Source organism: Megasphaera sp. DISK 18 (assembly GCF_001682955.1).
GTDB lineage: Bacteria > Bacillota > Negativicutes > Veillonellales > Megasphaeraceae > Megasphaera > Megasphaera massiliensis.
The window spans coordinates 83,956-96,626 of record NZ_LUGJ01000009.1 but is presented as its reverse complement, the minus strand read 5'-3'; the positions used below and the strand labels follow the sequence as shown (position 1 = coordinate 96,626).

At 49.0% G+C, this 12,671-nt stretch carries 12 protein-coding genes; 9 read left to right on the top strand and 3 right to left on the bottom strand.

The annotated features are described in order from the left end of the window. Nucleotides 1–733: 733 nt before the first annotated feature. Together A0U42_RS02335 and A0U42_RS02330 are read right to left on the bottom strand one after the other, a co-directional pair. Complete coding sequence (locus A0U42_RS02335) at nucleotides 734–2,215, bottom strand: cell wall metabolism sensor histidine kinase WalK (protein ID WP_083122170.1); 1,482 nt, start codon at nucleotides 2,213–2,215, stop codon at nucleotides 734–736. Next, the gene (locus A0U42_RS02330) at nucleotides 2,199–2,879 is read right to left on the bottom strand and encodes a response regulator transcription factor (RefSeq protein WP_044503292.1); all 681 of its coding nucleotides are present in this window, start codon (nucleotides 2,877–2,879) and stop codon (nucleotides 2,199–2,201) included. The genes A0U42_RS02335 and A0U42_RS02330 overlap by 17 nt, the downstream gene beginning before the upstream one ends. 553 nt (nucleotides 2,880–3,432) lie before the next feature. On the opposite strand from A0U42_RS02330, the gene A0U42_RS02325 reads away from it, so the two are divergent. From A0U42_RS02325 to pyrR, 4 genes are all read left to right on the top strand, one after another. Then, the gene (locus A0U42_RS02325) at nucleotides 3,433–3,597 is read left to right on the top strand and encodes a DUF362 domain-containing protein (protein ID WP_014015850.1); all 165 of its coding nucleotides are present in this window, start codon (nucleotides 3,433–3,435) and stop codon (nucleotides 3,595–3,597) included. A gap of 122 nt (nucleotides 3,598–3,719) precedes the next feature. Beyond that, nucleotides 3,720–4,157 (top strand): signal peptidase II, encoded by a 438-nt coding sequence (gene lspA / locus A0U42_RS02320; protein WP_044503291.1) that lies wholly within the window; start codon nucleotides 3,720–3,722, stop codon nucleotides 4,155–4,157. A 9-nt stretch (nucleotides 4,158–4,166) separates the two neighbouring features. Continuing rightward, nucleotides 4,167–5,084, top strand: coding sequence for an RluA family pseudouridine synthase (locus A0U42_RS02315; RefSeq protein WP_065359702.1), 918 nt, complete (start codon nucleotides 4,167–4,169; stop codon nucleotides 5,082–5,084). A 4-nt stretch (nucleotides 5,085–5,088) separates the two neighbouring features. Beyond that, nucleotides 5,089–5,625, top strand: a complete 537-nt coding sequence (gene pyrR, locus A0U42_RS02310) for a bifunctional pyr operon transcriptional regulator/uracil phosphoribosyltransferase PyrR (RefSeq protein WP_044503289.1) — start codon at nucleotides 5,089–5,091, stop codon at nucleotides 5,623–5,625. A gap of 246 nt (nucleotides 5,626–5,871) precedes the next feature. Here pyrR and A0U42_RS02305 read toward each other — a convergent pair whose 3' ends face one another. Next, nucleotides 5,872–7,098 carry an RNA-guided endonuclease TnpB family protein gene (locus A0U42_RS02305; protein ID WP_065359701.1) on the bottom strand — a complete coding sequence of 409 codons (1,227 nt, stop codon included), beginning with the start codon at nucleotides 7,096–7,098 and terminating at the stop codon, nucleotides 5,872–5,874. A gap of 149 nt (nucleotides 7,099–7,247) precedes the next feature. On the opposite strand from A0U42_RS02305, the gene dhaK reads away from it, so the two are divergent. The 5 genes from dhaK to A0U42_RS02280 all read left to right on the top strand — a co-directional run bounded on the left by dhaK (nucleotide 7,248) and on the right by A0U42_RS02280 (nucleotide 12,661). Next, nucleotides 7,248–8,237 carry a dihydroxyacetone kinase subunit DhaK gene (gene dhaK, locus A0U42_RS02300; RefSeq protein ID WP_065359700.1) on the top strand — a complete coding sequence of 330 codons (990 nt, stop codon included), beginning with the start codon at nucleotides 7,248–7,250 and terminating at the stop codon, nucleotides 8,235–8,237. Nucleotides 8,238–8,252: 15 nt separating this feature from the next. Continuing rightward, a complete protein-coding gene (dhaL, locus tag A0U42_RS02295) occupies nucleotides 8,253–8,873 on the top strand; it encodes a dihydroxyacetone kinase subunit DhaL (protein ID WP_083122166.1) in 621 nt (206 codons plus the stop codon). Nucleotides 8,874–8,892: 19 nt separating this feature from the next. Then, nucleotides 8,893–9,270, top strand: a complete 378-nt coding sequence (dhaM, locus tag A0U42_RS02290) for a dihydroxyacetone kinase phosphoryl donor subunit DhaM (RefSeq protein WP_065359698.1) — start codon at nucleotides 8,893–8,895, stop codon at nucleotides 9,268–9,270. 9 nt (nucleotides 9,271–9,279) lie between these two features. Then, nucleotides 9,280–10,233, top strand: a complete 954-nt coding sequence (locus A0U42_RS02285) for an alpha/beta hydrolase (protein ID WP_065359697.1) — start codon at nucleotides 9,280–9,282, stop codon at nucleotides 10,231–10,233. Nucleotides 10,234–10,375: 142 nt separating this feature from the next. Continuing rightward, entirely contained in the window at nucleotides 10,376–12,661 is a 2,286-nt protein-coding gene (locus tag A0U42_RS02280) for an adenosylcobalamin-dependent ribonucleoside-diphosphate reductase (RefSeq protein WP_044503284.1), read from the top strand. The last annotated feature ends 10 nt before the right edge of the window (nucleotides 12,662–12,671 follow it).

Sequence of the window (12,671 nt, the reverse complement as noted above, 5' to 3'; positions counted from 1 at the left end):
TTACCCACTCCGAAGTTTCACTTCGGAGTAAGCGACTCACGAAGGTTTATGCGTCCCTTCGGTCCTTTAAACCTGGTTCGCTGCTTAAACCTGCTTCTCTGCTTAGTCGCCTCCACCCGTAAAACGGGTGGAGGCGACTAAGCAGAGAAGCAGGTTTAAGCAGCGAACCAGGTTTAAAGGACCGAAGGGACGCATAAACCTTCGTGAGTCGCTTACTCCGAAGTGAAACTTCGGAGTGGGTAAGGGAATCTAGAATCAGATAATTCCGGAAAAGCGACGCATAAAACAGACTGAATCACTTACTCCGAAGCTTGACTTCGGAGTGGGTGGGGGAGTCTCGATGTAGCTTTTTTACGGATGCTGTAGGCGACAAAGCTGATGAAATCTTGCCTATGAGGCAGCTTTTAAGACGGATGCCGAAGGTGACTAGACTGTCGCCTTCAGTCCCATGGGCTTTTCTCTGACAGGAAGCCGAAAGGCGACTAGTCTAAGGTTTTCGAAATATGTGTCAGTCTTAACTGACGGATGTCGAAGACGACGAGATTGCCATCATCAGACCGATGAATCATTTAATCCATCCTTTATCACTCTCGAATACTATACCGACGATTGATCAAAATTACGCTGAATTATCAAATCTCTATAAAAAATATATCTATGTGCTTTTTGCAGAATCATAAAAACTGCCACCAGATTCCCCCGTCCGATGGCAGTTAATTTTTATTTTGATGTCTTACTGAGGTCCCTCTTGAGATACCTCGTTAAGTTCCATTTTTGTTTCTTTATCGATTCCTTTTACCGGGAAGATGACCGAAACCGTCGTGCCTTCATGTACCTTGCTTTTCAGGGTTATTTCAGCCTTGTTGGCCTTCGCAATGTATTGGGCGATAGACAGGCCTAAACCCGATCCGCCCGTAGCTTTGGTTCGCGATGAATCGACGCGGTAGAAACGTTCAAATACGCGGTTTAAATCCTTTTCCGGGATACCGATGCCGGTATCGGCAATGCGATAGATTACTTCTTTTTCATCAGCTCGGCAGGATAAGGTAATTTGTTTACCGGCAGGCGTGTATTTTATGGCATTGTCGATAAAAATGCGGAGCATCTGTTTGACACTTCCCGGTTCGGCGATGATGACGGCCTTATCGTTATCGGTAAGGCGAATGTCGTGTTCCTTATCGATAAGGGTGATTTCGCTGTAAACTTCTTGCAGCAGCTGGGCCGTGTCGATTTCCGTAAAGTGTTTGATAAGAGTGCCGTTATTGGAACGGGCGAAAAAGAGCAGTCGTTCCGTAAGCTGCTTCATATAATCCGTTTCGGATTTTATGGCGGTCAGGCCTTCGTTGAGGACGGCCGGATCTTCTTTTCCCCAGCGGTCGAGGAGATCGGCATAACCGGCGATGACCGTAATGGGGGTCCGAAGTTCATGAGAGGCGTCGCTGATAAACTGCTGCTGCTTCTTGTAGCCGTATTCGATTCGGTCTAGGGCCTGATTGATGGTTACGGCTAAGTCGTGGAGTTCATTTTTATTGTCCGATAGGGCAATTCGGTTGTCGAGGCGGTTGACTTCGATGGTCTTTACGGTGTCATTGATGACCTTTAACGGTGCCAATGATTTTCTCATGAAGTACATGCCGGTGACGATGGTTAGAATCAGGCTGATGAGAATGGAGGCTAACAGCTGTTTGGACAGGAGGGAGATGAAGTTCGTTTCTTTATCCGGCCGCTGTGAAAAACGGAGGTAATAATTCATCCCCTGTTTATTTGTCCAAAGACGGTAATAGGAGAATTCTGAAGCTTCATTCCCTTGGACCTTCGTAGGCAAGGGGTTTTCTTCAGGCGTACTGATAGCGTCGTCGATATAACGGTCGCTGAGTTTTCGAACGGCGTGAGTCGGCCCATTGTCGATGATAAGATGGCCGGCACCGTCATAGATTTGTAAATTCATCTGTGGCGGTAGATTGGCTTGGACGAAGATGGTCGTATCGACTTTTCCATACGTATCTAAATAGTGCACGGCTGCTTCGGCATTATCCATCAGTTGATCGCGCAAGGCGTTGTTCATAATATAATGAATGCTGGTAAGAGTGGCGACGGATACTGTCAGCAGGATGAAGAAGACGATGGCGGAGTAGAGCAGGACCATCTTGGCAAAGATGGGCAGTGGTGCGATAAGAACTTGCCGGATAAGCCAGCGATTAATCTTCTGCCACATAGCCGACTCCCCGAACCGTACGGATATAGTTGCGGTAGTCGGGACCGAGTTTGCCGCGAAGATAACGGATATAGACGTCGACGATATTCGTATCACCGGCAAAGCCGTATCCCCAGACTTCTTCCAGAATACGCGACCGCGATAAGACGATATTTTTATTCACGATTAGATAGACGAGAAGCTCGAATTCTGTCTTCGAGAAGCGGATTTTCCGAGGGCCGATGACGGCTTCATGGCGGTCGACAAATACCGTCATTTCACGGAGATGGAGATATCGTTCCTGATTTTCAAGCTGGCGTCGTTCTCTCAGAAGGGCACGGATACGGGCAAAGAGCTCTTTACTGTTAAAGGGTTTCGTCAGGTAATCGTTGGCCCCGCTGTCCAAGCTGTAGACCTTGGTTTCGATATCATCCCTTGCCGATAACATCATAATCGGAACATTCGATAACTCTCTCGTTCGTTTACAGATGCTCAGTCCGTCGATGTCGGGGAGCATGATGTCGAGGAGTATGAGATCGAAGCGTTCCTGGCAAATGCGGTCTAAGGCGGCGGCGCCGTTATACTCAATCCCGCAGTCATAGCCTTCGTGCTCCAGTTCCATTTGGATGAACCGAGCGATTGGTTTTTCATCTTCAACGATCAAAATACTTGTGTTTCCAGGCATATAAAAACCTCCGATCAAAAGTAGTTTTACACCCCGTTTACTTATATACTTTCTATTATAACGTATATCCTCTCTCTTTTGTACCATCGGCTTATGTCTTTTTTGTATCGCTCACCTGGACATTATCACAAAAAAGTCACAACAATTTAATCTATTTTTCATGTTTAGGCATTTACTTTTTCCGAGAACCTGTTATGATAGTAAGTGTAGAAGAGATCATCTACGAGATGTTGGAGATTTAAGTCTGTTCATTACACCCCTCGAACACCCCTTATCTTATTTCTTCAACTGCTGAGATATTGTCTTCCCCCGATGATATCTTGCAATAAGAAAAAGCCGGCCCCCCTCGCCGGCTTTTTTCTATGGGTGCAATGATGACTGTGAACTATGATTTTGAATAAATTTTGAGAAAAATATTTTGTGTTATGCCAAAAAGCTAGGAAATACCTATATCTTCACCCTTTCGGTATTCATTGACAAGTTTTTGGATTCGTGCAATAATGGAACAGACGACGGGGGTTACCCCGAAAATTGATGTTGGGAGGTGAAAAATATGCATGTTATTTCCGACGAATGCGTAAAATGCGGCGCTTGCGCTAGCACCTGTCCTACGGGCGCTATCGAAGAAGGCGAAACGAAATACGTTGTAACTGATTCCTGCATCGATTGCGGCGCTTGTGAATCCGCTTGTCCTACCGGCGCAATTTCTGCTGAATAATTGCCAGGGCAATTCAATAAGAAAAGAGACATGTATTGGCATGTCTCTTTTTTTATTGAATTGTATCCTTGTCCTATGCTAAAATAAAGTGACTGTAAGTTACATAGTAGGAGGAATTTACCTTGTATGTATTAGGCATTGCCTTGGCCGTCGCCTTTGTCGACCAACTCACGAAGTTTGTTGTGCAGCAGGAAATGGCCCTTCATGAATCCATTCCGGTTATTCCGGGATTTTTTCATATTACTTATATTTTGAATAAAGGCGCTGCTTTTGGTATTTTAGAACATCAACAGTGGCTTTTTTTAATTATTGCCCTTATTTTATTCCTTTTATACGGTATTTTTCGAAAGAAAATGCCGAAACATCCTGTAGTTTCCGGCGGAACCGGACTGCTTCTAGGAGGAGCTTTGGGCAACGCTGTCGACCGGACCTTTGCCGGTGCCGTGACGGATTTCTTTGATTTTAGAATCTGGCCGGTGTTTAATGTAGCCGACATCGGCATCGTCGTCGGTGTGGCTTTATTGTTATGGTATAGTTGGACGCATCTGTCGGATAAATGAGGTTGAAAAATGGAACATAAAGAATTTGTTATTACAGCGGAAGAGAAGGGAAAACGCCTCGATGTCTATTTGGCGGCAGCCCTCGATGTTTCGCGAAGCTATGCGCAGCAGCTCATCCAGGGAGAAGACGTTTTTGTAAATGATAAGCAGGCAAAGTCTAATTATCGTTTGAGTGAAGGCGACGTCGTCTGCGCTCAGTTAGACGTGCAGGAAGAATATAATGTGGAGCCTGAGAATATCCCCCTCGATGTCGTTTATGAGGATAAGGACATCATCGTCGTCAATAAGGCGCGAGGCATGGTCGTTCATCCGGCAGCCGGAAATTTTGACGGGACATTGGTCAATGCCCTGCTCTACCACTGTCAGGGGGAACTGTCCGGCATCAATGGCGTCATCCGGCCAGGCATCGTTCATCGCTTGGACAAGGATACGTCAGGAGTCATGGTCGCGGCTAAGACGGACGAGGCTCATAAAGGCCTTGCTGTGCAGATCAAGGCCCATTCGGCGCACCGAACCTACTGGGCCTTGGTCCATGGCAATATTTCCGAAGAAAAGGGCGTTATCGACGCTCCTATCGGCAGACATCCGAAGGACCGCATACGGATGGCGGTGACCTTTAAGGGCGGCCGCGAGGCCGTTACTCATTTCCGGGTCCTTAAACGTTACGGTGACTATACCTGGGTGGAATGTAAACTGGAGACGGGGCGGACTCATCAAATTCGCGTTCATATGGCCTATATCCATCATCCCGTTGTAAATGACCCTTTATATGGGTATAAGAAAGATGATTTTCCCATTGACGGGCAGGCACTTCATTCTCATTCGCTAGACTTAGTTCATCCAGTCACGAAACAGTTGATGCACTTTGAAGCCCCGGCGCCGGACGATTTTCTCGAATGCCTGAAGCGGGCCGAACAGAAGGAGTGACAGTATGTGGAAAGAAAAGACACTGCTCATGGATGAAAAAGCGATGGGGCGGGCCATTCGCCGTATTGCTCATGAAATCATTGAACATAATAAAGGTCTCGACAGTACGATCCTGGTCGGCATCCATACCCGAGGCGTTCCTTTAGCCAAACGACTGGGGCAGGAACTGACGGCCATCGAAGGGCGAACGGTCCCGGTCTACGATCTGGATATTTCGGCCTACCGTGACGATGGCCGCAAGAGTCCCATTGCTATTACCGATGCCAGTAAGTTCGATGCTGACGGCAAGACCGTCGTTCTCGTCGATGACGTCTTGTTTACCGGTCGGACAGTCCGGTCGGCCTTAAACGCCATCATGGAATTGGGGCGTCCGCAGTTCATCGAGCTTGCCGTCCTCGTCGACAGAGGGCATCGAGAACTCCCAATCCGGGCCGATTATGTCGGCAAAAATGTACCGACGTCACGTAGAGAAGACGTGGCCGTTCAATTGAAGGAAACGGACCGACAGGATCGCGTTATTCTGCGGGAATTGACGAAATAAAGACCCAGAGGCTGCCGCTTTGCGGCAGTCTTTTTTTATTGATTTCCCCTTTATTTATGCTATACTAAAAAAAACATATATTTTGCTATATATTCAGAAAGAAGGGGTTGTGGTCAACGACTCCTGCTTATAGAAGCGGGAGCTTGTAAGTCAGAGAAACATAGGTGCAGCGATGTTGAGAACAACATCTCCCTAATTCTGCCTACATCATCGGGCAGTTGACATTGCCCGTTTTGCCAAGGAGATTTACTCCGAGGCAGTGGTTGTCCTCTCGTAACGAGGGTGATTATTCCCCGAAAGCCATTGGGTTCCGAGGTACTGAATGTTCATAGCTCCGATTCGATCATCATTGGACTGGTATCCGCACTGGCAATGATACAGGTGTTGGTGAGGCTTACGGTTTTCCTTACGGATTGTACTGCATTTCGGGCAACGCTGAGAGGTGTATTTGGCCGAGAATTTCAATACTTCCGAGCGATTTTCGTGAGCCTTGTAGGTCAGATATTGCTCAAGCTGATAGAAAGTCCAACTCCGCAGGTCATAGTTCTGCTTTGCAGTTTTGGAGAGATTCGATGCTTCAAAGCTGACACCTGTTAAATCTTCCAGCACAAACAATGTATCTTTGCCGTATTTCGTAACGAGTGTCTTAGAAATCCGATGATTTACATCAGACATCCAACGGTTCTCTCGTCCGGAAAGGGCTTTGAGTCTACGCTTTGCAGATTTTGTGCCTTTGGATTGGAGCTGCTGTCTGATTTTGAGGAACTTATGTCGTTTGGCTGCAATCTTCCGCCCAGAAACAAATTCGGTTTTGCCTTGTTCATCGTAACTGACCGTCAGGAATCGCAATCCACGGTCTATACCGACAACATGTCGGACATTCTCCTTCCGGAAACCTTCAACCGCTTTGGTGACGGGAATATGCAGATACCACCGGCCTTTGAGTTCAACTAACTTTGCCGTGCCAAGATTCCATGAGCCATCCAGATATTTCGAAAATAGCTTGCTTTCAAAGGTGCAACGAGTTCGTTTACCCAGGGTGTTGATAGACAGGCTTTGTCCATTATCCACGAAGCTGTAATCACGGTTACGAACCAAATCCGCTTGTGGGCGCTTGAAAAAGATGGGTTTCCAAAGCCATTCGAGTGTTTTTGTTATGTATTTCCAGTTGCCATCTTCATCCTTGTATTTGTAGGGCTTTTGGAATAGCTGCTGCTTGACCGTCTTATAACGAGCAATAACTGTCTTGATTGACGACTGTGCAAGCTGCGACTTTAAGCCAAACAACGCACGAAGGTCGCGATATAGTTCTTTGTTGAGGCTTTGATAAGCAATGTTAAATTGATTGTCGAAGATGTATTGCGACACAAAATTACAAGCCTGACGGTACTGTTCGGTCATCTGTTGGAACAATATCTCTTGTTCTGGAGAAATATGGATGCGAAGTTTTATAGTTTTGGTTAGGTCGGACACTTTTTCTCACCTGCCTTTCTAAGAATATATTGCATTCATCAAGGCCACCATACCATATATTTTACTAAAACTCTAGTATTTTAAGAAAGTGAGGTGAAGCGGGCATTCCTTCCCGACCTAAGAGGTCGGAGTATCCTGCCCGTATTTAGATGAAAAAGATTTTAAATGATGTCGATAGTGTCGAAGCCGAAATGATTCAGGGTTTGGTCAAATCGGCACCGAAGATGCTGCGCAAACTCGATTACGGTACGATTGTCGTGAGAGCCAATAAAAAAGAAGGCAAGGTTGCCTTGGTCAGCGGCGGCGGAAGCGGTCATGAACCGGCCCATGCCGGTTATGTCGGAGCGGGGATGCTCGATGGTGCCGTTGCCGGTACGGTATTTACGTCGCCTACACCGGACCAGGTACTGGAAGGTATTAAAGCCGTGGCCACGGAGCAAGGCGTCCTCTGTATCGTTAAAAACTATACCGGTGATATCATGAATTTTGAAATGGCCGTTGAAATGGCCGCCGATGAAGGCATCAAGGCAGACTATGTCGTTGTCAATGATGACGTCGCCGTTCGTGACAGTCTGTATACCACGGGTCGCCGCGGTGTAGCCGGTACCGTTTTCGTCCATAAGCTTGCCGGCGCCAAGGCGGAACAGGGGGCATCGCTGGCAGACGTAAAAGGCGTTGCCGAAAAGGTCGTTGCCAACGTCCGCTCCATGGGCATGGCTATTGAACCGTGCACCGTTCCGGCAGCGGGGAAGCCGGGATTCGAACTGGCCGATGACGAAATGGAAATCGGAATCGGCATCCACGGCGAACCGGGGACTCATCGGGAGAAACTGCGTCCGGCTAATGAAATCGCCAAGATGCTCATCGATGAAATTCTATCCGACCTCGACTATAAAGGCCGGGACGTCGTCGTTATGGTCAATGGCATGGGCGGCACTCCGCTCATGGAACTGTATATCGTCAATAATTTTGTACAGGATTATCTCAAAGAGCAGGGCGTCCATGTCTATGACACGATGGTTGGCAACTACATGACCTCCATTGAAATGGCAGGATTTTCCTTGACGCTCCTGCGCTTGGACGATGACATGAAAGCCCTCTATGACGCACCGGCAGAGACACTGGCTTGGAAAAAATAAAAGGGGATGATTTCGTTGGATACGAAGCAGATGGCGGCCATCATCGAAGGAATGGCTAAGAAGATTGAAGCAGAAAAAGACTTTTTGACCCAGCTCGACAATGAAATTGGCGATGGGGATCATGGAATCAATATGGCACGAGGCTTTGCAGCCGTAGAAAAGAAACTGCCGTCTTTGCGTGACGGTGATATCGGTTCTCTTCTTAAAGGCGTGGGTATGCAACTCGTGTCGACGGTCGGCGGCGCTTCGGGGCCGCTCTATGGAACGGCTTTCATGAAAGCCGGTATGGCCTGCAAGGGCTTGACGGAACTCGATGGGCCGGCCTTTGTCAAAGCGATGGAAGCTGCTGTAGACGGTATTAAGATGCGCGGCAAGGCGACAGAAGGCGAAAAGACGATGCTCGATGCCTTGTGCCCGGCCTTAAAAGCCTTGCAGGACGATGTCGCTGCCGGCAAATCGTTAAAAGAAGCCCTGACAGATGCAGCCGCAGCTGCTGAAAAAGGGGTAGAATATACCAAGACCATTATTGCTACGAAGGGGCGGGCCAGCTATTTAGGAGAACGCAGTGTAGGCCATCAAGACCCGGGGGCGACATCGGCTTTTTATTTGCTGCAGGTCTTGGCAGAAATGGCATAAGATATAGGAGTTGAAGAAAATGGTAGGAGTCGTATTGGTTTCACATAGTCAGAAAGCTGCCGAAGGGGCGGCGGAACTCGCCCTTATGATGGCACCGGATGCGCCGGTCAAGGCTGCCGGAGGCCTCGAAGACGGTAGTCTCGGTACGAGTTTTGAAAAAATCAGTGCTGCCGTTGAAGCGGCAGATCAAGGGGATGGGGTAGCCTTGATCATGGATATGGGCAGCGCCGTCATGACGGCTGAAATGGTGGCCGAAAGCATGGACGATCGGAAGATCCGTCTCTTGGATTGCCCTTTTATCGAAGGCGCTGTCATTGCCGCTATTGAAGCGGCCGGCGGCACCCCTCTTTCGGCCATGCAGGAAAAAGTAGAATCCAGCCGGGATAGGAAGTTGTAAGCAGTCACGATGAAACACTTTTTTAAACGACTCTCCCTCATCTTTATTTGTCTGGCCGTTCTCGTCGCCGGTGTCGGCATGTATATCGGCAATATGGCCTACGAAGAATTTTACGATGCACCGTGGGATCAGATACTGGGGATTGAAAATCACAGCCGCGACGTTTCGACAATCCGTCAATGGGAACGGGAACGGGATTGGGAACCGGTCCGGGTCAATGCGCCGGACGGAAAAATCCTGCGCGGGACCTATATTGAAAATCGCCGCGACTCACACAAGACGGTTATCCTCATCCATGGTTTGTACCAAAATAGAACAATGTGTCTGCCCTACATGGACGAATACCGCCGCCTGGGTTATAACATTCTGCTCATCGATTTGCGGGGCCATGGCGAAAGTGAAGGCGACCACACCGAATGGGGGATAAGCGAAGTCGATGACTTACTGATGTGGTGTCAGTGGCTGCAAAACCGCGATCCGCAGATGACCATCGGTCTGCACGGTATTTCCCTTGGTGCCTCGATGGCCTTATTGTACGCCGGCAGTGAATACGGTCAGGATTTATCCTTTGTCGTCGCCGACAGTGCTTATGGCAATATCATCGCCCTCGGACGGGAAAAATTATGGCAGGCCGTCGGTGATAAACGGGCTATTTGGGGGTATAATCTTCTTGATCCCTTCTTCCAGGCAGCCATGTTCTACCATACTCATAAAATGGTGTCGTCCCTGGAACCGGCCCAGGCTGTAAAACGGATGAAAGTCCCGGTACTTTTTCTTCACGGCAGTGAGGATGAATTGGTTCCGGTGAAGACCGCCAGAAGTTTATATGACAACTGTACAAGTCCTAAGAAGGAAATTCATATTTTTGAAGGATCTCCTCATGCCGTTGGCATTGAGACCAATCAAAGTGAATATATGCGTGTTTTGAGCCAATTCTTAGAAGCGGATGCCGATTCAGTCTAAAAAAGGTCTGGATCTATGCATTTCCGATACTTGACTATTTTTCGATACCCGACTATTATTAGTATAGTACATTTCCGCCATCTACTAGATATGGTAGATGGCGGTTGTATGTCTACGATACATTGTTGGAGGAGGAAATGGAATGAACGAACAAGAATGGCTCGGCAGTGACAATCAGCTGGGACTCGATATTTGGAAGAATAAATACTGTGATGATGGCGAAACTTTCGACCACTGGCTTGAACGAATCAGTGGCGGCGACAGTGAAGTGGCTGATTTGATCAAAGAAAAAAAGTTTCTCTTTGGCGGCCGTATCTTGGCAAACCGCGGACTGGAATGCGAAGGCAAAAAGATAACCTTATCCAATTGCTACGTCATGACACCGCCGGAAGACAGTATTGAAAGCATCTTCGACCGGGCCGGGAAACTGGCGCGTACCTATAGCTACGGCGGCGGATGCGGCATCGATATTTCTCAGCTCAGTCCAAAGGGCGCCCGCATCAACAACGCGGCTAAAGAAACGAGCGGTTCCATTTCCTTTATGACTCTCTATTCGCTGGTTACGGAACTTATCGGCCAGAACGGGCGCCGCGGCGCACTGATGATTTCCATCGACTGTGCTCACCCGGACGTGCTGGATTTCATTAAGCTTAAAACGGACCTTGATAAAGTTACGAAGGCCAATATTTCGATTCGCCTTAGCGATGAATTCATGGAAGCCGTCAAGGAGCATAAGCAGTTCCGCCTGCACTTCACTCGTAAAGAAACAGGGCAGGTCATCGAAAGCTTGGTCAACGCAGCTGATGTATTCCGTCTCGTTGCTGAAACGAACTGGGATTATGCTGAACCGGGAGCCCTCTTTTGGGACCGCATCAAGTCGTGGAACCTCTTGGCCAATACGCCGGAATTCTCCTTTGCCGGTGTCAATCCCTGTGCCGAAGAACCCTTGCCGGCCGGTGGTTCATGCCTCCTCGGCAGCCTCAACTTGGCAAACTTCGTAACATCCCCCTTTACGCCGAATGCTTCCTTTGACTTTGACGAATTCAAGCGCTGCGTCGTCATCGCCGTTCGCGCTTTAAATGACGTTCTTGAAGAAGGTCTCCCTCTCCATCCCTTGGAAGAACAGCGGGAAAGCGTTACGGCTTGGCGCCAGATCGGCCTCGGTATCATGGGCCTTGGTGACATGCTTATTCAGATGGGACTGACCTATGGCAGTAAGGATGCCGTTGATTTCTGCCATGATATCGGCTTTGCCATGGCGGATACGGCCATTGCCGCTTCGGCGGATCTGGCACACGAACGCGGTGCCTTTGCTAAATGCCATATCGATGAAATCATGAGCACACCGTATTTTAAAGCCAATACGACGGATGCAACGGCCGAAAAGGTAAAGGAATACGGCCTGCGCAATTCCCAGTTGCTCACCATCGCGCCGACGGGAACCTTGTCGACGATGCTCGGAATTTCCGGCGGGATTGAACCGATTTACGCCAATTTCTACGAAAGAAAAACTGAATCCCTTCATGGGACGGACGTCTACTACAAAGTCTATACGCCTATCGTGGAACGGTATATGAAGGCCCGTAAGCTGAAAGATGACGGCGAACTGCCGGATTACTTCGTAACTGCCTTGACCCTCGACTACCGCGAACGCGTCGCTATGCAGGCTGCTTGGCAGCGGCACATCGATGCGTCCATCAGTTCGACAGTCAATGTACCCAACAGCTTCACCGTCGAAGATACGGAAAACCTCTACCTCCTGGCCTATGAAAACGGCTGCAAGGGCCTGACCTTATTCCGTGACGGCTGCAAACGGGCCGGCATCCTGACGACGCATGAAGAAGAAAAACCGGTACCGACGGCCGGCGAAGGCCTCGAACGCGGTGAAATCGTCAGTATCGACGACAACGTCATCGGCAAGAAGCGCAAGCTCATTACGGGCTGCGGCAGTCTGCACTGCATGGCCTTCTTTGATCCCCAGACCGGGGCCCTGCTTGAAACGTATTTGAGTAAGGGATCTACGGGCGGCTGCAATAACTTCATGATCGGCCTGTCGCGTATGATTTCTATCAGCGCCCGTGCCGGCATCGATATTTATACTATCGTCGATCAGCTCAATTCGACGGGGAACTGCCCGTCCTATTCGGTCCGCCGGGTGACGCGCGGTGATACCAGCCGCGGCTCGTGCTGCCCCATGGCCGTCGGCAATGCCCTCCTCGACATGTTCGACGAAGTCCAGCAGGAACTGCAGCAGACGGAATCCGTCGCCAGCGGTCATACCCCACCGGTGAAAAAAGCTCCGGTCCGCCCGAGAGCTGAAAAGAAAGTCACGGCTGAAAGCATCCTTTGCCCCCAGTGCGGCGAACCTTTGACCTTCGAAGGCGGCTGCAATACCTGCAAGAACTGCGGCTGGAGTAAATGCAGTTAAGGTAAGTGGG